Origin of the sequence: Legionella rowbothamii (assembly GCF_900639985.1) — a bacterium.
Classification (GTDB): Bacteria; Pseudomonadota; Gammaproteobacteria; order Legionellales; family Legionellaceae; genus Legionella; species Legionella rowbothamii.
This window is the reverse complement of sequence record NZ_CAAAIM010000003.1, coordinates 213,448-235,630: the sequence shown is the minus strand read 5'-3', so window position 1 is coordinate 235,630 and position 22,183 is coordinate 213,448. Positions and strand designations below refer to the sequence as shown.

The following is a 22,183-nucleotide window of genomic DNA, read 5'->3' as shown; positions in this document are numbered from 1 at the left end:
GTGATATTTGAAAATCAAGAAATAAACAATTTATACGACTAAACAGTTAATTGAAAAATTTCTATTTCTAACCATCTAATTTCAAATCGACTAAGCACTCGAGTGCACATAAAATGAACAGCCGAATGTTTTAAGTTGTGATCGACAGCAAAATCCTTTACCATCATCGCAAATGAACAAGTTTTTTTCATCAGAGAATACGGAAGTGTTTAGATGACAAAAATTTAACCACATCAAAGAAATAAGTGAAAATTTTAGTTGTCTCACAATATTTTTGGCCAGAAACATTCATTATTAATGATTTAGTGCAATGTCTTGCAGCTCAAGGGCATGAAATAGAGGTTGTTACTGGTAAACCTAATTATCCTGAAGGTACTATTTTTGAGGGATACTCCGCTGCGGGCTGCAGCACAGAATTATTTTCCGGAATTCCAGTTCACCGTGCCCCACTTTTACCCCGCGGTAAAGGAGGCAAGAAACTATTATTAAATTATCTTTCTTTTATAGTGAGTGGCCTTTTTTATTTTCCTCGCTTTGTAAGGAAAAAGAAATTTGATGCTATTTTTGTATTTGTACCCTCTCCCATCACCTCTGTGATTCCTGCCATTTATTTAAAATGGCGTTTACGAGCACATCTTGCAGTGTGGGTACAAGATCTTTGGCCTGAAAGTGTACAAGCAACAGGATTTATTCAAAATAAGCATTTATTGAGGTTGATCGGATATCTTGTAAAAAAAATTTATGCAGCTTCCGATACGTTATTAGTTCAATCACAAAAATTCCCAGCAGTGATGGAGAAATACACCTCATTGGAAAAAGTTCTCTATTATCCTAATTTATTTTTAGAGCCCTCAGAAACAGTATCTGTGTCTGATAAAGATATACCTGCTGATTTACTATCAGACTTAGAATCCAACAAATGCTTTGTTTTTGCAGGTAATTTAGGCACCGCTCAGGCATTAGAAACCCTACTTAATGCCGCAGAGAAAATAGCACATTTACCTCAATGTAAAATTATTTTGATTGGCAGTGGGAGCATGAATGATTGGTTACATCAACAAATACGACAACGAGAGATTAAAAATATATCTCTTCCAGGCCGCTTTCAAGCATCTCTTATGCCAGTTATTTATTCTCGAGCAACAGCTCTCTTGGTGACTCTAAAAAAAGATGAAATCTTTTCTTATACAATTCCCAGTAAAGTCCAAGCTTATTTAGCTGCTGGCCGCCCTATTTTAGCGGCATTAAACGGTGAGGGAGCACGCGTCATCGAAAATGCACGCGCAGGGTTGGTATCTTCTGCAGAGGATGCCTCTTCGCTAGCTAAGAACATAGAAAAATTATATTATATGCCACCTGCAGAGCGTGAAAAATTAGGGACGGCAGGGAGAGCTTACTTTCTTGAACATTTTGAAATGACCAAACAAAGCCACCGGCTCATTGAAATTCTTAATAACAAAATTAATGTAGAGGTAAACTAAGTTGAAGATTCTGGTTTTAGGTGTAACAGGTATGCTGGGAAGTGCAGTGTTTCATACTTTTAACCAGCAACAAAGTAATTTTACAGTTTGGGGCACTTTAAGAAACAGGGAAAATCTTAAGTATTTCCCAAGTTCTTGCCACGCTAATTTAATCTCTAATATTGATGTACTTGATTTCGATGTTTTGTGTAAAGTGTTTGAACAAGTTCGACCTGATGTTGTTATCAATTGTATTGGATTGATTAAGCAGTTATCAAATGCTAAGGACCCTTTATCTGCATTACCCATCAATGCCATGTTTCCGCACCGGCTCGCTCGCTTGTGCGGCCTATCTGGGGCTCGCTTGATTCACGTGAGCACAGATTGTGTTTTTTCAGGGGACAAAGGTTTTTATACTGAAAACGATAAATCGGATGCTGAAGACTTATATGGTAAATCAAAATTTATTGGGGAACTCACCGAGTTTTCTCATGCTATTACCATCCGTACCTCAATAATCGGTCATGAGCTCAATAGTAAAACTGCATTGGTTGAATGGTTTCTTTCCCAGCGCAATACAACAAAAGGATATGTAAACGCCATTTTCTCAGGACTACCTACGTTTGAATTGGCACGAGTGATGCGTGATTATGTTATTCCTAAGCCTGAATTGTGTGGTCTTTATCATGTTGTTGCAAATCCTATTAATAAATATGATTTGCTTTCATTAATTGCTGAGATCTACAAGAAAGAGATAAATATTGTCGTAGATGAAGAAGTTAAGATTGATCGTTCTCTAAATGGAGAACGATTTAAACAGGCAACCGGTTATGTTGCTCCGGTTTGGCCCGAATTGATTACTTTAATGTATGAATCAAAGAATTTGATATGGAGTTAATTTAGAATGTTCAATGATAAGACCCTTCTGATTACTGGTGGAACCGGCTCTTTCGGGCATGCGGTTTTAAAACGTTTTTTAAAATCGAATATCCGCGAGATACGCATTTTTAGCCGCGATGAAAAAAAGCAAGAAGATATGCGTAATGAGCTAAAAAATGACAAAGTGAAGTTTTATATTGGCGATGTGCGTGATTATTCAGCAATCGCTGAGGCGATGACTGGTGTTGATTATGTTTTTCATGCTGCCGCGTTAAAGCAAGTACCATCCTGTGAGTTTTATCCTATGGAGGCCGTGCGTACTAACGTTCTGGGAACAGATAATGTTTTGTCTGCAGGAATTGCCGCAGCAGTACAAAAAATAGTGGTACTCAGTACAGACAAAGCGGTTTACCCAATTAATGCTATGGGTATTTCCAAAGCGATGGCGGAAAAAATTGTTGTCGCTAAATCACGCGTTGTTACAAATAATGGCCCCATTATTTGTGCTACCCGTTATGGAAATGTTATGGCTTCAAGGGGTTCGGTTATTCCTCTTTTTGTAGACCAAATAAAAGCAAAAAAAGCATTAACTATAACCGATCCTAAAATGACTCGTTTTTTAATGTCGTTAGAGGATTCTGTTGATTTGGTATTACATGCTTTTGATCATGCAAATCAAGGGGATATTTTTGTTCAAAAGGCTCCTGCCTCAACCATTGCTGACTTAACACAAGCATTAATTGAACTCTTTAAAAGTGATAGTGAAGTTAAAGTTATTGGAACTCGTCACGGAGAGAAACTGTATGAATCTTTAATTTCTCGGGAAGAAATGGCTAAAGCAGAAGATATGGGAAGATATTATCGTATTCAAGCGGATAACAGGGACTTAAATTATAATAAATACTTTGTGGAAGGTGAGGAGCATATTTCTGATTTTGAAGACTATACGTCACATAACACTCAGCAACTTAGCATACCTGAGATAAAAGATATGCTTCTAAAATTAGATTTTATTCAAAATGCCCTCGATAATGCCCCCACAGAGCTGTACTAATTTTCAGTTAACACATTTATAATATTGTACGTTGGGCCCATGGCCCAACCTAGTTTCTCTTTGAGATAATTCACTTTAAGCTGGCATTTAATTAATCGTTGCTAATTTATAGTTTTTCCTTTCCTGCTTAAAATAAAAAGCTGTAACAATGGTCATGAGTAGCCAATATATAAAGTAGGTTAAGGCAAAAGCATAAGTTACCCCTATTAACCCATAGCTCCTGGAAAATGAATAACTCAAACAAACAAAAACTGCGCTTAAAATAATTTCCGTTACAACATATGTTTTTGTCCAGGCTTTTGCTAGAAGTAAATAGGTAAATAACCAACTTGCAACTCGAAAAAAATCACCAAGAAGTTGGTAAGAAAACAACTCTGTTGCTGGAGTAAAACTTTTGCTGTAAAGAAGATTAATAATAATACCTCGAAATAGGTAAATGCCTATAAGCATTAAGCCAATAAGCGGCATAAGAGTTCTAAAAGTACTAGTGATCTCTTGTTTTAATGCAATAGGGGTCTGCAATTCGGATAATCGCGGTAAGTAATATGTGGTTAATGCCGCAGTTACAAACAATAAATAAGCATCGGATAAACGTATAACAGCTTGCCAATAACCTACACTATCCCATCCAAATAATGTATTTAAGTCATTGCGCACTAGGATTTGCGCAAGGGGTACTGTTAAGGTACTTACAGTGCTCATAAATGAATAACGCAATAAATTCAATAGATATTTTTTTTGAATTTTAAAAGAAAATAAGAAGCGAAACCAATGCTTAGCATAAACAAAGAGCAATGAAATAAAAATAGCCAACGCTTGCGCTACTACAAACGCAAGTAAAATACTTTTTAAAGAATATAAAAGCGCAACACCACAAACAATTATAAAGCTAAGAATACTACTTATAATTGTAACCGTTATAAGTAATCGTATCTGGCCAAAGCCATTTAAAATAGAGCAAAGCAGTAAATGCATGGCAATAAACAATTGCGCGATAGCCATCCAACGCATTAAATAAGCAAATTCAGTTGAGCCTAAAATCCATTCAGCCAATTTTTGACTGAAAACTAGACCGAGCAGCATCGTTGTAAGTGAGAAAAACAATGTGTAGAGCGTTGCCGTTGGTAAAAAGTGTTGAAGTTCTTGTGTCTTGGTATATTCTGCAACGTACTTAATAACACCTAAAGCAATTCCCCCGCCTGCGATGGTAGCAAAGATATTGGCTAATGCCATAAATTGCCCTAATATAGCCACTCCCTCGGGGCCGGTGTGCATGGCTATTATTTTTAGGCTCAATAGACCGGTTAGAATTTTAACAAGTGTTGATAACCCGGAAAAGAATGATGTCTTTAATAATTTATTATGAATTTTCATTGAACGTGTAATGTTCCATGCGTTGGATTTTCAACAACCTGCCATTTGAGACCGTATTTCATTTGTTACTTTTCAAAGGCAGATTTAATTTTAGGCTATTATAAGAGGCTACCACGATTCTTGCTACCGTATTTTTTATAAAATGTTAGTTGATTAACGAACCATCTATTTCTTTTCTGGTATTAGTTTGCGATATTAAAAAAATCCCCCGATCAAATGGCTTATCGGTACGTTTATCACTGCGTAAATAAACAAACTGTTTCTTAGGATTATAAAAAACTGGCTCATGCTGGGTTAGGATATTTTTTAATAAAAAATCTATAGGTAATTGCGTCGAATTATATCCTGGCTTGTGTGAGGGACTTTTTACAGCAAAAAAAGTATTGTATGTCTTCGTTATATTTATTGGAGTAAATGAGTAACTTTTTTTGCCACTTGGTTTGGGAGTACGGAAACCATGATCGCCGTGAATTATAATCGTACTGTTTCTTGTAGCGGGATTACTTGCCAAAACCGCAAGAAATTCCCCCATCATTTTATGGGTACATTTAATTTGGTCTATGTAAGTAGCTGACGTTTTCCCGCGATCGCCCATGTATTCGCAATTAGCATTAAACACATAAGGATAATGTGGCATTAACAAATGAATAAAGTAAGCATTGCCAGGCTCAGCTTCTTTGGCTAGTTTAAGAATTTCAGGAAAAATTTTGTAAGTTGCTGTTGAGGCTTCAACTACAGTCTCTTTCTTATTCCCCGGAAACAAAATAAATAATATCTTATGGCTCAATTTGTCCATTAATGGGACTGTAGAAAAAATATCATGGATCATTGCAATTGATTTTTCTCTGACACTTACTAGAGGTGAAGATATAGGTGTAGCATAATTATAAGTATTACATTTTTTAATGTTGACGTTTTTTCTATAGGTGCACAGATCAACATATGTACTCTGTAAGACATTAATTGCATAACCTTGCTTACTTAATAGCTCAAAAAGTTTATTCTTGGTGATTAAATTCATTCCTTTTTCTTGAAGTAAATAGTCGTCAAGCTGGTCTAAAGGTTTAAAATTAAGAAAACTCGCGAAAGAGGACAGGGTCTGAAAGTCTCGGCTATAGGCCTGACCATATACTGTGAAATCCTTTTTAACATAATCGTTGATTAACTCTCTAGAAAAATAATCCGCTTTTTTATCTTCTAAAAGCGTGCCTCCGGCAATCCCGATTTGTTCATCCAGGACTATTTCAATATATGGGGGTAATTGGGAGTTCCCTTGAGTTGAGTGGAATTGTTTAATTGAGAAGGGCGGGGTTTTTGCTGTAAAAAAAGCGCCAACCCAAAAGACAGTGAAAACAATAAGAAGAAGCTTGTCGAGTTTTTCACGGATGCAATATAAGACTGCCATAAGCCCCATAACGATAAAGGGCGCGCTATAACGGTACTTTAATCCAAAGGGCAAAACAGGTACTGCTTTCAATTGGCTTAATAGGAAAAGAAAAAGTAATCCTGAGAGGATAAGCAATCGTAATGCAGTTCCACTAAAAACCATAATGGCAGAAGGAGTCAAACCAAGTAGAAGTAATAACAGATAAGAATATAATGCCTCTGGACGCGTTATACTTATTCCATTATGTTGGAGGTATGCAGTACATAATGCAGTGAAAAATAAAGGAATTACCAAAAGATAACGCCAGTTTTCATTTAATTTTTTCAACATGCTATTAGCCTATTTTTTTCATCAAAAAAAGCATCCGCGAAGTTTCTTGAATCGAGCGCTCCTCTAAGATGGTATAGTAATTAGAAAAAGTATTTCTGAACGATTCTAAATGATAGTTCGGGAAAATATCCTCCCTACTTGCTAAAAGGCGTTGAACTTGTGAGTCTTCCTTAGGTACAAATTCTATAAGCAAATAATCACCTAATCGGGAGAAATATTCAGCAATATGCTCCAGAGGTACATTATTGGAAATTGCTAAATGGTGGATTAATGCCAAAGCCATAATTAAATTTACTTTGCCGCCTCGTTCAAGTAACCCATCCCGTTCCGTTTGTTGCCACCCAAGGCTTGAACTTGGATTAGTTAAATCCTGTAGTAAAGGTAGAATGGATTGGGTCTTATCTTTTTTTATTTTTTGATAATTTGTCTCGACTGCCATGGGATCAATATCAAAGCAAATAACATTTGCTCCTGCCTCAGCAATAACCCGACTGTAATAACCATTATTTCCCCCCAAATCCCAAGCAGAATTTGCTGTTGAAAGATGAAATAACTCTTTTACTGTCTCTGCCTTGTGTTTGGTTGCTACATCTGAATAATTAGTTTGATTATAATAGTCACCCCATTCAGTTTTTATTGGCGACCAATTTATTTTTTTAATTAAGGAACTTAGGTTATCTATTAGGCCAAGTAAATTTATTTTAGAAATTTTCTGAGTGCGCTTGGCTTTCATATTTGCAGCATTACTATATTTTTGCTGAACTTTTGCATGCGCATGAATGTGAGCAAAAATAGAAAATGAAAACTTGCTTTTAAATGGTAATAACTTACTTGCCAGATCAAGTGGTATGCCATCAATATATTGCTGGGAGAGCTTGCCCATGCGGATATCTACTTTAGCCATTAATAATAATGGAGCTAAAAAGTGCCGACAAAACTGATTATAAGCAACCCAAGGCTCCCCTTCCTTATAAAGCGCAAAAGAAGAAGTATCAATAAAAATAGGTTTTCCATGATGGAATTGGACATTATAAGCACTTGCATCTTTTAAAATCATTCCATATTCGATTGCACGCTTTGCAATTTCCAGGGTCAATAGTGCAGCATCTTTGAACTGAGAAAAGGACCATTCATAGCAATAAGATATACATCCTATTTCTTCCGGTTTTAAAACTACTCGAGCCTGTTTATTGAATGCCAATTCAAGGGCAACTTCCTGGTGAGGAATTAAATAACTTTTAGATTGTAATTCCTTATATAATCCAGAGGCCATAAGATGCTGATAATCGGGATAACCCGCTTCAGTAATTTGACGATATATTTCCCCATTCAACTTATAGATTTGCCCACAGGGATCACGAAAAGAAGAGCGATGACCTTCTACTTTATTGAGAACTTGCTTAGGCTTGTTGGCTGTCATTATCATCTTTTACTTTTTCACTCCTGGAAAACAATTTTGCCTTTAATTTATGCCAATAAGTCTTTAATATAAAAAGCCCACCCGTAATTGCTGCAATAGTGGACTGAATGATTAAACTACCTGTTCCTGGATCTAAATAAGCGTAAGCATTAGAAATCCAGATAAAGGATGAAAGTGCAATAAGAATGTATTTCATATTGTTCCTATATTATTACAAATAATTTTAAATTAATAAAAATTGCAGCAGAGTTTAATAAATTTTTACTTTATGGTAAATGATAAACGTCCCCATGTCCGCATTCTCAAATAAAATAACCCCTTCCTCAAAGAAGGCTTAGCTTTACTGTATTGCCTCAAACCCTCTAGAGGCTTCTCTACTAAATAAAAAACCACCCCACCGACTAAAATGGCAGATATCAAGGCTGCACTTAGGGCAAGAATACTATTAGGCCAATGTTGGAGGTATTTCACATAGACAAGCCAATGAAAAAGATAAATAGAATAGCTCCACTTACCTATTATTCGAAAAAAGGAAGCACCCAGAAGTCGCCCATACAAGCCTTTGCCTTCCAGAGTAAAAACAATAAATAAAGCCCATATCAATCCAAAATAAATAAATTGATTTGCCAAACTAAGATCTAAAGGAATTTTGAAAAAATAGAGTTTAGAAATTGGCAGGGAAACAAGACACCCTACCATGGTTGCAAAACCAATAAAACTTGCATTTGTTGATGTGGCATATGGTTTTAATCGCTCATAAATTGCAGCAAAAAAAACTCCTGTAGTAAAAGGGGTTAAATAGTAATTGACGTCAATAGAATTAATTGGGGTATGCCAATAAGGCCAATAAAGCTGCTCTATTGCAATGAAAGTCCCAAAAAAAAGCGTAGGGAATAAAAGATTGATCTTAGCTGATTGAATCAAAATAAATGCAAACAGGGGTAAATAAAAATAAAATTTAAACTCTACAGGAATGGTCCATAAATGTGAAAAACCTTGTTTTAGAAATAACGCATCTTCCACATTTCTCCATGAACTAATACCAGTTGTCCCTAAAAATTTATAAACAATAAGAGCTAACAAATAAAGAGGAATGATTCTTAAAAAGCGGCTTATCCCATAGTGTATCAGCTGAGAAGAACCAAAACCTGATGCTTTGAACTTTGTAGTCAATAAAAAAGCACTTAAAACAAAAAACAACCAACAGCCAATTTTTCCACTACCAGCAAGGTAGGGTGATGAGTTTATGAAAAACATCGTGATCGCATGAGTTATCAACACTATAAAACATGCCAATCCTCTTATACCATCTGCACAGGAAAAATAGAGCGAGCGAGGATGTATTTCTATATTTTTACTCATGATTCCCTATTATTCCTCCCTGATGAATTTTGAAATTATTGAAGGCTGAAATTATTCTATTTTGACCATATTACTCGATTAATATAATCAACATAACTCGTTACGATTCGAACCATTTTTTTCGAAACACAGCCCCCCTCATAATCTGAAACGACCTTAAAAGTGCGTGAGTTTTGATTATGTTGAGAAGTGACAATACGTACCGCATCCAAAACACTGGCTGATTTAAGTCCGCACATAATCAATGTCGTATCATCCATTCCCTCTGGACGTTCATGTGTATTGCGAATAGTAACCGCAGGAAGATTTAAAAGAGAGGCCTCTTCGGTGATTGTGCCACTGTCTGATAAAATACAAAATGCTTCCATTTGCAGTTTAATGTAATCGAGAAAGCCGAAAGGTTTTAAGAAGCGAATGCGCGAATCCAATTGGGTGACATTGAGACTCTCTAATCTCTTTCTTGTTCGCGGATGAGTGGAAACCACAACCGGCATATTATACGTTTGTGCCAAAGACTGTAATGTATCTAATAGAGCCTGCAAATTTTCGGGAACGTCTACATTTTCTTCACGGTGATTGCTGACTAAAAAATATTGCTGTGGTTGCAAATCAAGTTGTGCCAATATGTTAGATGATAAAATATTGGGCATAAAATGTTCCAGCACCTCGTGCATATGAGAACCGGTTTTAATGATTCTTTCTGCAGGGATTCCTTCATTAATTAAATAGCGACGTGCATGCTCGGACAACACTAAATTGATGTCGCTTAAATGATCTAGTACTTTGCGATTTAATTCTTCAGGAACACGTTGATCAAAACAACGATTACCTGCCTCCATATGAAATACAGGAATTTTACGGCGTTTGGCAGAAAGAACAGCGAGGCAAGAATTGGTATCCCCATAAAGTAGGAGCGCGTCGGGCTTTTCTTTTTCCAATACTTCATCGGCTTTCTCAATGATACGCGCAATTGCTTGAGCGGCTGTATCTCCTACGGCCTCTAAAAAATAATCCGGTTTACGGATTTCCAAATCATCAAAAAAAATTTGATTAAGCTCATAATCAAAATTCTGTCCCGTATGAACTAAGACATGGTTTGTATGTTTATCAAATTCAGCAATGACGCGTGACATCTTTATTAATTCAGGCCTGGTGCCTACTATAGTCATTACCTTAAGCATTTGGAATATCCTACTTTAAAACGTGATAAAGGGCGTAAACTATCATAAATTGAATCATAATAACAGGAGCGCTCAAGAGAACATTTAGTTCAATATAAGCGCCTCCACTACTCCCACAGTTTCCTGCACCAAAGGCAGATTTCCACGTGTTTCCACATTTAATCGTAAGAGAGGCTCGGTATTTGAAGCACGTAAGTTTAGCCGCATATGTTCAAATTCCAGACTAATACCATCGGTCCGGTCTATTTTGGGCTGTAATGCAGAAAAATGAGCTTCTACACGCTCCATCACTAACTTAGCATCGGCAACTTCATAATTGATTTCACCGCTGCAAGGAAATGCATTAACACATTCATCGATGAGGCTTTTTAATGACTTATTAGTGTGACTCATCAATTCAATCACTAATAACCAAGGAATCATTCCACTGTCACAGTAAGCAAAATTACGGAAATAATGATGTCCACTCATTTCCCCCCCATAAACCGCATTTTCACTGCGCATACGCTCTTTAATAAAAGCATGCCCAGTTTTACATTGAATTGCCTGCCCATTGGCACGCTGAGCAATATTAATAGTATTCCAAATAAGGCGCGGGTCATGAATTACTTTGCCACCAGGATGTTTCTTAAGAAAGGCTTCTGCTAAGAGGCCAACCAGATAATATCCTTCAATAAACTCCCCCTGAGCATTGAATAAGAAACAACGATCAAAATCCCCATCCCAAGCAATACCCATATCTGCTTGGTAAGCCTTTACTGCCGCCGCTGTTGCTTGACGGTTTTCCATTAGCAAGGGGTTTGGAATTCCATGAGGAAAATCACCATCTGCTTCGTGATGAATCTTAATAAAACTAACAGGGATATTTGCTACTTTAAAACGCGCCTCGATCGCATCGATGACATGCCCGGCAGCCCCATTACCCGCATCAACAACTAGTTTTAATGGTTTCAAGTGCTGTGGATTAATGTAACTTAGTAAATGATCGACATAAGCATCTAACACATTTAATTGCTTATATTGTCCTTTTTGTGCAGCGGGTTGAAATTCATTTTTTATCACAAGCTCTTCAATGGCCTTTAAGCCACTATCGCCGCTAATGGGGGCAGCCCCCTTACGGACTAATTTCATGCCGTTGTAATCAATTGGATTATGGCTGGCAGTAACTTCTATTCCGCCATCAACAGGTAAATGAAAGGTAGCAAAATACACCTCTTCGGTACCTGCCATGCCGATATCAATAACGTCGGCTCCGGCATCCATGATGCCGCGCGCTAAAGCCTGCTTTAATGGCTCACTGCTGTGGCGCACATCACTGCCGACTACCACGGAGTTTGCGTTTAGAAATTGCGTGTAAGCAAAGCCAATGCGGTATGCAAGCTCTTCATTCAATTCAATTCCAAGCTTACCGCGAATATCATAAGACTTAAAACAAGCGAGTTTCATGGAAATTAACCCCTTCCATAGTTATCTTGAAAACGCACAATATCATCCTCTCCCAGATAATCACCACTTTGTACCTCAATCATCACCAGATCAAGGACTCCTGGGTTTTCCAAACGGTGTTTGCAACCTGCGGGAATATAAGTAGACTCGTTAACGCGAACAAAAAACTCTTCTTCACCATTAACGACTTTAGCCATCCCGCTAACCACAATCCAGTGCTCGCTGCGATGATGATGCATCTGCAGGCTTAAGCTTGCTCCCGGTTTTACTTCAATACGTTTTATCTTAAAGCGTTCGCTTTGCTCCAGTATGGTATAAGTACCCCAGGGGCGATATACCGTACGATGTAATTTATAAGCTTCATGACCACATGCTTTTAATTGGGTATAAATATGTTTTACATCCTGCGCACGTGACTTGTCGGCAACGAGCAACGCATCCGGAGTATCCACAATTAATAAATTATCAAGCCCCACCGCGCCAACCAAACGATTATTACTTCTTATGTCGCAGTTGGTCACCTCGTGCAAAAACACTTCGCCGTCACCTTCCAAGCGGTTGCCTTGCGCATCAGGCTCAATCAACTCATCAATAGATGTCCATGAGCCCACATCACTCCAGCCAATTTGACAGGGTACCACAGCGATATTCTCAGCTTTTTCCATGACCGCATAGTCAATGGAATTATCTGGAACTTGAGCAAAGGTTTCTTCATCTAACTCCAAACCCACAACATTTTGATGATGCACCCAATGTGACTTAGCAAAACAAGCGCGCACGGCATGCAAAATTTCTGGACAATGCTCTTCTAGAGCGTGCAACATGGAACCTGCTGAGAATAAGAACATTCCTGAGTTCCAGAGGAAACGACCAGAAATTAAATATTCCTGGGCTTTGTCTAATGCTGGCTTTTCTACGAAACGTACGACTTGATTTGCCTCCGCTTCAATGTATCCATATTCTGTTTTAGGCTCGGTAGGCGAAATACCAAAAGTGACTAACTTGTCATTAATTGCCAATTCCAAGGCATCATTCACTGCAGCTTGAAATGCATCTTGATTCAGAATTAAATGGTCCGCTGCCAAAACAAGCATCATCGCCTGTTCACCATGCAAATTAATGGTGTTCAGGACAGCGGATGCAATAGCTGCTGCCGTATTACGGCCAAAGGGCTCCATAATGTAGGAGGTTTCAATATGATTCGCATTGACCTCGGAGCTTTCTTCAATCATTTTAAATAAAAACTCTTTATTCGTAACGATCATTGCTTCACGTACATTAGGTAAAGAAGCACCGCGAATAAATGCTTTTTGAAATAAACTTTGCCCGTCTGCAAGACGCATAAAGGGCTTAGGATGTAGTTCACGTGAAACTGGCCAAAGGCGTGAACCCGCGCCACCACAAAGAATGATTGGTATTAGTTGCATTCCTGAGTTCCTTTTTTTAACTGAACGTGCTTACGCACTCTGCTGTAATAGTTCTCGTGCATGTGAGCGCGTTTGTTCTGTTATTGTTAAGCCACCGAGCATGCGGGCGATTTCGTCGATTTTTTCTGCCTGCTGCAATAAGGAAATGCGAGTGAATGTCTGGGTATTATCACTACTCTTTTCCACCATAAAATGGTTGTGAGCCGATGCGGCAACCTGAGGTTGATGAGTAACGCAAAATACCTGCAAACGCTCGCCTAATTTACGCAGCATTTGCCCCACTAAAGCAGCCGTGATACCGCCAATGCCCACGTCTACTTCGTCAAATAACAAGGTTGGAGTAGCCCCTTGTTGAGCCGTGATCATTTGAATGGCTAAGCCGATTCGTGAGAGCTCCCCTCCGGAAGCAATTTTACTAAGTGCGTCAGGCTGCATACCAGGGTTGGTACATACTTTATATTCAACTTTATCCATACCATGAGCATATATCTTGTCTAAGGGGGTTATGTCAATTTCAACCCAACCCTTGGGCATTCCCAATTGTTGAATACTGGTGGTGATTTCCTGGGCCAATTTGGGACCATGCTCTTGTCTGGCACATCTTAAATTCTTTGCTGCTTGCTCATAGGCAGCTACCAGTTCTTGATGTTGGCGTTGCAAATCGGCTAATTTACCTTCACTGTCTTGTAATAGCGTTAATTCTTTTTGTAACCGTTGGGCATGTTCTGCTAGTTGACTGCTATCAACATGATATTTTCGCGCTAATTGATGAATGATGCTCATGCGGCTTTCTATTTCATGCAAACGCTCTGGATCAAGATGCACGCACTCAGCAAATTGCTGCATTTCGCCAATGGCTTCTTCACATTGGATTAAAGCACCATTAATTAATTCATAGGTGTTTTTAATTTGCGCTTGCTCTTGAGGTAGTTGGCTAAGCGATTGCAAAATATGATTTAAGCTCGTACACACATTAGGCTCATCCTCAGCATTTAATAAATCATGAATGTGTTGGCTGTGTTGCAAGTATTCTTTCGCGTGATGCAACATTTGATGCTCTTGATACAATGCCTCAGTTTCGTTCTCTTGCAGATTTAATGCGGAAAGCTCTTCGATTTGAAATTTTAATAATTCGATTCGATCAGCTTGTTGCTCTAAACTTTGTAAGGTAGCAATTTCTTGTTGAACTTTTTGGCACTGCTTGTAAAGCCGAGCCACTTCCTCAACCAAACCATAATTCTTGGCGTATTGGTCTAATTGCTGGCGATGGGTGGCGTGCTGCATCAGGGTTTGCGTCTGATGTTGTCCATGAATATGCACTAGTTTTTCGCTTAGTTCTTTAATTTTTTGCAGAGGAAAAGGTTGTCCATTAATGTACGATTTTGAACGCCCTTCGGCATAGATTACTCGGCGTAAATAAACCTCGCCATCATCACAAGGAATATCTTGCTCGGCAAGCCATTGTGCAGGCTCAGAATTTTGATGCACGTAAAAACCTGCAGTGATGTCGCATTTATCCTGACCGGGACGAATCACTGAAGCATCCGCACGTTCGCCTAAAGCCAGTAATAACGCATCGATCATAATCGACTTACCTGCCCCAGTTTCACCTGTAAAAGCAGTCATTCCCTGAGTAAAATCTAATTCCAGGTGTTGCACGATTGCAAATTGTTCAATGCACAAAGTTGTAAGCATGATTTATCCCTGATGTGTGGATTCCCAACCAAGCTTGGATCGTAATGTATCATAGTAATGATAATCAAGGGGATGCAACAATCGTAACTGATGTGCATCTTTTTGAATCGCAACTCGCTGGCCAGCTTTTACCATACGCGACTGATGTCCATCACAACTCACACACAGATCCGCTTCATTGCTTTCATTAATGTGTAATTCAATTTTTGACTCACCATCAACGACCAAAGGACGTGAACTTAAGCTGTGTGAAAACATCGGCACCAGCACTATTGCATTCAATTCAGGATGCATAATTGGTCCACCGGCAGATAAGGCATAAGCTGTAGAGCCCGTAGGCGTCGATAAAATCATACCGTCGGAGCGATAATGACTGACCAACTGCTCATTAACATATACTGAAAACTCAATTAAATGCGTTTCATTGCCACGTGATAAAACCACATCATTTACTGCATCACCTTCAAAATAGGTCTCGTTATCATCATAAATGCGAGCATGCAATAAGAAGCGCTTTTCTTCCTTATATTGTCCAGCCAATACTGCGCTAAGCTGGCTTTCAATATCATTAGGTAGGATGTCAGTCAAAAAGCCTAGGCGTCCGCGGTTGATTCCGATAACCGGCGTATTTACTTTCGTGGCCATGCGAGCGGCGGAAATCAAGCTACCATCTCCGCCAATCACAATGATCAAATCGTTTTTTTCACCCATCTCATTTTTAGTTAAGACCGGTAATTGCACGTCAAAACCCAATAAAGTGTCAACGTCTTGGTAGACACTAACCTTTTGGCTTTCCAAAAACTCAACCAAACGGTTTAAGCTGTCGTTAACCCCTGGGTTTGCACGATGTTGGCGTGCATATAAAATCACACGCTTAAATTTACTTTTATTCGTCACTGTTCGCTCTAGATGCTTTTTTGCGCTCATGCTCTTTCAACGCTTTTTTACGAATACGAATTGAACTGGGTGTTACTTCAACCAATTCATCTTCATCAATAAATTCCAATGCTTGTTCCAGAGTTAATCTAATTGGTGGCGTTAGAATAATATTTTCATCCGTACCTGAAGCACGCATGTTAGTTAATTGTTTTTCTTTGGTTACATTCACTACCAAATCATTATCACGGGCATGAATACCAACTACCATACCTTCGTAACAAGGGGTTTGGTGTTCGACAAATAAACGTCCGCGTTCTTGTAAGTTAAACAAGGCAAAAGCACGGGCAGCCCCTTGGCAGTTGGCGATTAATACCCCATTCACCCGCTTACCAATTCGTCCTTTATACGCAGGACCATAATGATCATACACGTGATACATTAAGCCAGTACCCGAAGTAGCAGATAAGAACTCGCTATGGAAACCAATAAGGCCGCGAGTTGGTATGATGTAATCTAAGCGTACTCGCCCTTTTCCATCTGGAACCATATCTTGCATTTCACCACGGCGCTCACCCAACTTTTCCATGATCGCACCTTGATGATTTTCTTCCACATCAACGGTTAAACGCTCATAAGGCTCTTGTTGCTCGCCATCAACTTCATGAAGAATTACCTCAGGCTTACTAATTGCAAGCTCATAGCCTTCACGACGCATGGTTTCAATGAGAATAGATAAATGCAATTCTCCACGGCCTGAAACTCGGAATTTATCCGGGTCGTCGCAATCTTCAACGCGTAATGCCACATTGTGTAATAACTCAGTATCCAAACGTTCACGAATTTTACGTGAGGTAACAAATTTACCGTCTTGACCGACAAAAGGTGAATCATTTACCTGGAAGGTCATGCTGATTGTTGGCTCATCAACCGAAAGTGCAGGTAAACCTTCCACCATGGATGGATCGCAAACCGTATCAGAAATTTTCAAGCCTTCGATACCGGTGATCGCTACGATGTCACCAGCGCTTGCCTCTTCAATCTCAACACGCTCCAAACCTCTAAAGCCTAATAGTTGCAATAAACGACCAGTACGAATGTTACCGTCTTTGTCCATGATTTTCACAGGCGATTTTGCTTTAATTTGACCACGGCTAATACGGCCAATACCAATAGTTCCTACATAAGAGGAATAATCCAGAGAGCTGATTTGCATTTGGAATGGGCCTTCAGCATCCACGTGTGGAGCCTCAACCTTATCAATAATGGTTTGCAGTAAAGCGCTCATGTCCGTAGCTTCATCTTCTAGATTCAGTTTGGCATACCCATTTAATGCCGAAGCGTAAACAACGGGGAAATCCAACTGTTCATCAGTTGCGCCAAGATTGTCAAATAAATCAAACACTTGATCCATAACCCAATCAGGACGTGCACCTGGACGGTCAATTTTGTTAATCACAACGATTGGATTTAATCCACGCGCAAATGCTTTTTGCGTTACGAAACGAGTTTGTGGCATAGGGCCATCTACCGCATCGACCAATAACAACACACTATCTACCATCGACAGAATTCGCTCAACTTCACCACCGAAGTCCGCGTGCCCTGGAGTATCAACAATATTAATTTGATGATCATTCCAATACACACACGTGTTTTTAGCTAAAATAGTAATGCCTCGCTCTTTTTCCAAAGCATTAGAATCCATAACGCGCTCGACTTTAGGAGCTCGTTCATTAAGAGTACCTGTTTGTTGTAAAAGTTTATCAACGAGGGTGGTTTTGCCATGGTCTACGTGTGCAATGATGGCAATATTGCGAATCTGTTCAATCATAAATAGCCTTTATAAGGAAAAAACAATGTATTTGTTCATACATTCGACATTATACATCAATAGACAACTAAAACCTATCCGGCACGTTAATTAAGCTCAATTCAATATAATCTACAAGCCAAAATCCCACGCCCTACAAAATAAAAATCATTGATTTACCTTAAAATACACAGAAATAGCAAAGCTTTGCTAGACTATTAGTGAGGAGCTTAAAAAGGGGGCTATATGCAACCATTAATTTTACATCCTACTGATATTAGCCAATGGCATGCCTTGGTTAATGAGGCTCAAGCTGCGACCCGGCTTGTACTCAATGAAAACACCGAAAGTTATTTAGTGTTTTTATTAATGCGCTTTTCTCAAGGAACTAAGCTCATTGAATCAGTTGTTGCGCTCGACTTTTTAGAATCGGTCCATAAGTCACGACCTATGAAAACGCAACATCTGCGAGATGTCGGCGATAAAAGCTTACTTTTCTGTGGTCTCTTCCCTGGAATCGCCAAACGACGTCACGTCAGCCTAAGTTATTTTTCAGAAATGGGACAGGCAGCTTATTTAAGCGTGAGTGAATTGGAGGAAAAGCCGTCCTCCGAGCTTTATATTGAACTTAGTGAGCAATTTATTAGCTTGCAAAAAATATTGCAGGCAATGCGTGGGCAATGTGTACAATTAATCCAAACCGATTGTAATCTGTTATCTTCAATTAAATTAACGTTACAGTAATAACGTGTTGCCTGGTTACTTGCGACTAAGACTTTTACTTAATGAAAATTTATAAAGGAAACATAGGCTGAGCTGAAACGCCCTGCAAACACAGTTTATACTACTTCACTACAGGGATTAACCGCCCAATCTACCCTAGGCGGGCCAGCCAAGTGCCCTTAGCCTGCTTCTTTATTTATGAAATAACATAGCCACATCAATCGCATCAAACAGGTATTCCTTGTTACAAAAATCACAACGAATATCTATTTTGCCCTGCTCTTCTAATAACTCCTGAGCCTCTTTCTCTCCTAGGACATTGATAACCTGCCGCATTTTATCCAGGCTGCAACGGCAATGAAATTCGGTGCGGCGGCTATCAAAAACGCGCACCTCAGTTTCATTATATAAACGATAGAGTAAGGTTTGGTTATCTAAGGTTAACAATTCTTCTTCACTTACGGTTTGCCCTAATTGCACGGCATACTCCCAGAACTGCTCGCGTTGTACCGTATCTTGTCCAGGCATTAACTGTAATAACATTCCGGCAGCAGCATTTTCATTTACCGCAAGCCAAACACGTGTAGATATTTGTTCGGACTGAGCAAAGTAGTTCATTAAATTTTCGCTCATTGAGGTAGACTGTAAGGGCACCACACTTTGGTATGAGTTGGTTTGATTATCTTGATTAATCGTCATCACCATCTGTCCACTAAGAAATGCTTTGGCATAATCCTCAGTTTCCAAAGATTCTTCAAAGCGCGCAAAAGCCCTTATATGCAACTCATGATCGCATTGCACCAAGAGTAAAGACAATCGCTTATCTCCTTGAAATTGTAAATTCAAACTGCCTTCAAATTTAATGCTGGATGCAAGCAACAAGCAGGAAACAATAGCCTCACCCAACAAATTCTTAACCATCGGCGGATAATTACGTTGCGCCATAATGGTTTGATACGTTTGTTCGATATGTACAATTTCGCCGCGGATGTTGGCATGCTCAAAAATAAAACGTTGCAAGGTATCGGATTCTTTCATAATGAACTCAAGTGCATAAATACGGGGTATTCTATCTTAGTTTATTGTCTAATGAATAACTTTTTATGCTTAGAATAGAGCATTAACGGCGAAAATCCAGCAATTTCTCTATATTTAAGTAAGTTACTGTTAACGTAATCGTATCGGCATAACTAGTTCCTGGCGTCACATTTTGAGAAACAGGCCTGATGTTAAATTGCCTAACTGTAGGTAACTATATAAATATAAATGCAGTAACAGTAATCCCTCTATCGTAAAGCCCAATAGGTGAAGCCAACTGGGAACTCCTGTCCTATTGCAAATACCCTCCGCATAGCAAACGCTAACACTATTTTTACTCTTTTTTAGTGGAGAAATCCCTATGGTGAACTATGCTTAAAGAATCCCACATAAAAAAAGAGGCCCTATCATGATTGATAAAAATATACTAATACCTATTATTAAAACTTTAGATAAAGTAATTTTAGGTATAGATGATGTTGAAGAATCTAAACCAGTAGATGCACGTCAACAATTTATTGAAATTGACACTGAAGAAGAGTTTGACGTAGAGCGCTCCATGAATTAATCATTGATTCATCCTGTCATAGAAGCAATAATCGCTCTTTTTTGAGTGAGAACCCGAAAGATGCTAAATAGCCAACAAATGGCAGCCGTAAATTATATAGACGGACCTTTATTAGTTCTTGCAGGAGCAGGCAGCGGCAAAACACGAGTCATCACGCAAAAGATAGGCTACCTAATTAATGAGTGTGGGTATGCAGCCAACAGCGTATGTGCTGTAACCTTTACCAACAAAGCAGCCAGTGAAATGCGTGCTCGAGTCGCCGCAGTTCTTCCTGCCGCAAATCGGCGGGGATTAAAAATTGCCACCTTTCATACCTTAGGTTTAAGCATGATAAAACGTAATCTTGCTTTATGTGATCTAAAGAAGGGGTTCTCCATCTTTGATAGCGAAGATTGCTTACAAATATTGCGCAGCTTTTTACCTGCCAATAAGGCAACTGAGCGTGATTTTCTTCTCCAGATTCAACAACGCATATCACGTTGGAAGAATGATCTACTTACTCCAGAGGAAGTCTTGCGAAATCCCTCTGATGCGCTTTTATATGCCGAAGCAGCCGTACTTTATCCACGCTATCAACAAGCATTAAAAGCATACAATGCGGTTGATTTTGACGACTTAATTCGCCTTCCAGTGACCTTGCTTAAGGACCACCCTGCGGTGAGGGAATATTGGCAAAATAAAATTCGCCACTTATTAGTAGATGAATATCAAGATTCAAATACCAGTCAGTATCTTCTGGTCAAACTACTCACCGGAATCCGCTCACAATTTACCGTTGTAGGCGATGATGATCAGTCCATCTATGCCTGGCGAGGAGCTAAACCAGAAAACTTAAAACAGTTGCAAGAGGATTATCCTCAATTAAGAATCATTAAATTAGAACAAAATTATCGCTCAACCAACATTATATTAAATGCTGCCAATCATCTCATTGCCAATAATCCGCATCTTTTTGATAAAAAATTGTGGAGCGATCTGGGGCAAGGCGAATTGTTGCGAGTAGTTCGTTGCAAAGATGAAAATGATGAGGCAGAACAAGTGGTTGCGGATTTAATTAGTCATAAAATGCGTGCTAGAACTGAGTATGGTGACTATGCAATATTGTACCGTGGAAATCACCAATCACGAATCTTTGAAAAAGTACTGCGTCATTATGGTATTCCCTACCGTATTAGCGGAGGCCAATCATGGTTTGCCAAAGCAGAGATTAAAGACATCTTTGCCTATTTAAAATTATTATGTAATGACGCAGATGACGCCGCTTTCTTAAGAGTCATCAATACGCCCAAACGAGGAATTGGAGAGGCAAGCCTCGATGTTCTAGGGAACTATGCCCAAAGCCGTGGCCTTAGTCTTTATAAGGTAATGGATCATTTGGCCCTTAGTGAAAGTATCGCCGACAAACCGCGGGCCGCCTTATTGCAATTTAAATCATGGATGGAGGAAATAAAAAAACGCATTGCATCATCCGCGGCCATTGTGGAACATTTGAAACAAATGGTTGAAGACAGCGGCTATGAAGCCTATATCTATGAGCAATGCGATACACCAGCTAAAGCGCAGAAACGGATGGATAATGTCTGGGAGTTATTGGAATGGGTAGGCCGTTTATTAGCCAAAAAACCAGAACACACCTTAACCGATGTAATCAATAAATTAATTTTAATTGATATCTTGGAGCAGTCTGATGAAGAAGATAGCGACTCAATCCAGCTCTTAACTCTACATGCATCAAAGGGATTAGAATTTCCTTTTGTGTACCTAGTGGGTATGGAAGAGGAATTACTGCCGCATCGAGTCAGCATCGATGATGATCAAATTGAAGAGGAACGACGTTTAGCCTATGTAGGTATTACTCGGGCACAAAAAGGCTTATGTTTTACCTTAGCAAATCAACGACGTAAAGCGGGAGAAATGCAAGACTGTCTACCCAGTCGGTTTCTAGAGGAATTGCCCGCAGAATATCTGGAGTGGTTTGGTAAAAAAGTGGCACCTTGTGAAGAGCGCTCTAAAAACCTAGCTAAATCACATTTAGCTGGTATCAAAAATATGTTGAATGGTTCCTAGGTCTGCTGACCTCAATAGTTGCGGTTTCGTTCCATATCTTTGCACCGAGCCGTGCCCGCACTCATGTTGGGCGAGGCCAAACC

At 39.2% G+C, this 22,183-nt stretch carries 18 protein-coding genes; 6 read left to right on the top strand and 12 right to left on the bottom strand.

What is annotated here, in order from left to right; genetic code table 11:
- Positions 1–245: 245 nt before the first annotated feature.
- The 3 genes from E1P08_RS07765 to E1P08_RS07755 are packed head-to-tail and all read left to right on the top strand — an operon-like array spanning position 246 to position 3,393.
- Positions 246–1,481 (top strand): glycosyltransferase family 4 protein, encoded by a 1,236-nt coding sequence (locus tag E1P08_RS07765; protein ID WP_133136463.1) that lies wholly within the window; start codon positions 246–248, stop codon positions 1,479–1,481.
- Position 1,482: 1 nt separating this feature from the next.
- On the top strand, positions 1,483–2,358 hold the full coding sequence (locus E1P08_RS07760) for a dTDP-4-dehydrorhamnose reductase family protein (protein WP_133136462.1): 876 nt from the start codon (positions 1,483–1,485) through the stop codon (positions 2,356–2,358).
- Between the two features lie 6 nt (positions 2,359–2,364).
- The gene (locus E1P08_RS07755; RefSeq protein ID WP_133136461.1) at positions 2,365–3,393 is read left to right on the top strand and encodes an SDR family NAD(P)-dependent oxidoreductase; all 1,029 of its coding nucleotides are present in this window, start codon (positions 2,365–2,367) and stop codon (positions 3,391–3,393) included.
- An 87-nt stretch (positions 3,394–3,480) separates the two neighbouring features.
- Here E1P08_RS07755 and E1P08_RS07750 read toward each other — a convergent pair whose 3' ends face one another.
- The 11 genes from E1P08_RS07750 to typA all read right to left on the bottom strand — a co-directional run bounded on the left by E1P08_RS07750 (position 3,481) and on the right by typA (position 17,725).
- Positions 3,481–4,767, bottom strand: coding sequence for an O-antigen translocase (locus E1P08_RS07750; protein ID WP_133136460.1), 1,287 nt, complete (start codon positions 4,765–4,767; stop codon positions 3,481–3,483).
- 145 nt (positions 4,768–4,912) lie between these two features.
- Positions 4,913–6,484, bottom strand: a complete 1,572-nt coding sequence (locus E1P08_RS07745; protein ID WP_133136459.1) for a sulfatase-like hydrolase/transferase — start codon at positions 6,482–6,484, stop codon at positions 4,913–4,915.
- Between the two features lie 4 nt (positions 6,485–6,488).
- The gene (locus E1P08_RS07740) at positions 6,489–7,904 is read right to left on the bottom strand and encodes a class I SAM-dependent methyltransferase (RefSeq protein WP_133136458.1); all 1,416 of its coding nucleotides are present in this window, start codon (positions 7,902–7,904) and stop codon (positions 6,489–6,491) included.
- Entirely contained in the window at positions 7,885–8,100 is a 216-nt protein-coding gene (locus tag E1P08_RS07735) for a hypothetical protein (RefSeq protein ID WP_133136457.1), read from the bottom strand. Before E1P08_RS07735 ends, E1P08_RS07740 begins: the two co-directional genes overlap by 20 nt.
- A 65-nt stretch (positions 8,101–8,165) precedes the next feature.
- Positions 8,166–9,266 (bottom strand): acyltransferase family protein, encoded by a 1,101-nt coding sequence (locus E1P08_RS07730; protein ID WP_133136456.1) that lies wholly within the window; start codon positions 9,264–9,266, stop codon positions 8,166–8,168.
- Positions 9,267–9,322: 56 nt separating this feature from the next.
- Positions 9,323–10,447 carry a non-hydrolyzing UDP-N-acetylglucosamine 2-epimerase gene (gene wecB, locus E1P08_RS07725; protein WP_133136455.1) on the bottom strand — a complete coding sequence of 375 codons (1,125 nt, stop codon included), beginning with the start codon at positions 10,445–10,447 and terminating at the stop codon, positions 9,323–9,325.
- Between the two features lie 84 nt (positions 10,448–10,531).
- Complete coding sequence (locus E1P08_RS07720) at positions 10,532–11,893, bottom strand: phosphohexomutase domain-containing protein (protein ID WP_133136454.1); 1,362 nt, start codon at positions 11,891–11,893, stop codon at positions 10,532–10,534.
- Between the two features lie 5 nt (positions 11,894–11,898).
- On the bottom strand, positions 11,899–13,320 hold the full coding sequence (locus E1P08_RS07715; protein ID WP_133136453.1) for a mannose-1-phosphate guanylyltransferase/mannose-6-phosphate isomerase: 1,422 nt from the start codon (positions 13,318–13,320) through the stop codon (positions 11,899–11,901).
- 30 nt (positions 13,321–13,350) lie between these two features.
- Positions 13,351–15,015, bottom strand: a complete 1,665-nt coding sequence (recN, locus tag E1P08_RS07710) for a DNA repair protein RecN (protein WP_133136452.1) — start codon at positions 15,013–15,015, stop codon at positions 13,351–13,353.
- A gap of 3 nt (positions 15,016–15,018) precedes the next feature.
- Positions 15,019–15,942, bottom strand: coding sequence for an NAD(+) kinase (locus E1P08_RS07705; RefSeq protein ID WP_133136451.1), 924 nt, complete (start codon positions 15,940–15,942; stop codon positions 15,019–15,021).
- A complete protein-coding gene (gene typA / locus E1P08_RS07700; protein ID WP_133136450.1) occupies positions 15,902–17,725 on the bottom strand; it encodes a translational GTPase TypA in 1,824 nt (607 codons plus the stop codon). The genes E1P08_RS07705 and typA overlap by 41 nt, the downstream gene beginning before the upstream one ends.
- 225 nt (positions 17,726–17,950) lie before the next feature.
- Between typA and E1P08_RS07695 the strand changes: the two genes are divergently transcribed.
- Positions 17,951–18,448: a hypothetical protein gene (locus E1P08_RS07695; RefSeq protein ID WP_133136449.1), complete on the top strand. Its 498-nt coding sequence runs from the start codon at positions 17,951–17,953 to the stop codon at positions 18,446–18,448.
- 171 nt (positions 18,449–18,619) lie between these two features.
- Here E1P08_RS07695 and hslO read toward each other — a convergent pair whose 3' ends face one another.
- Positions 18,620–19,465, bottom strand: a complete 846-nt coding sequence (hslO, locus tag E1P08_RS07690) for an Hsp33 family molecular chaperone HslO (protein WP_133136448.1) — start codon at positions 19,463–19,465, stop codon at positions 18,620–18,622.
- A gap of 409 nt (positions 19,466–19,874) precedes the next feature.
- Here hslO and E1P08_RS17160 point away from each other — a divergent pair, with 409 nt between their 5' ends.
- Positions 19,875–20,033, top strand: coding sequence for a hypothetical protein (locus E1P08_RS17160; RefSeq protein WP_165485125.1), 159 nt, complete (start codon positions 19,875–19,877; stop codon positions 20,031–20,033).
- A gap of 60 nt (positions 20,034–20,093) precedes the next feature.
- Positions 20,094–22,100, top strand: a complete 2,007-nt coding sequence (locus E1P08_RS07685) for a UvrD-helicase domain-containing protein (protein ID WP_133136447.1) — start codon at positions 20,094–20,096, stop codon at positions 22,098–22,100.
- The last annotated feature ends 83 nt before the right edge of the window (positions 22,101–22,183 follow it).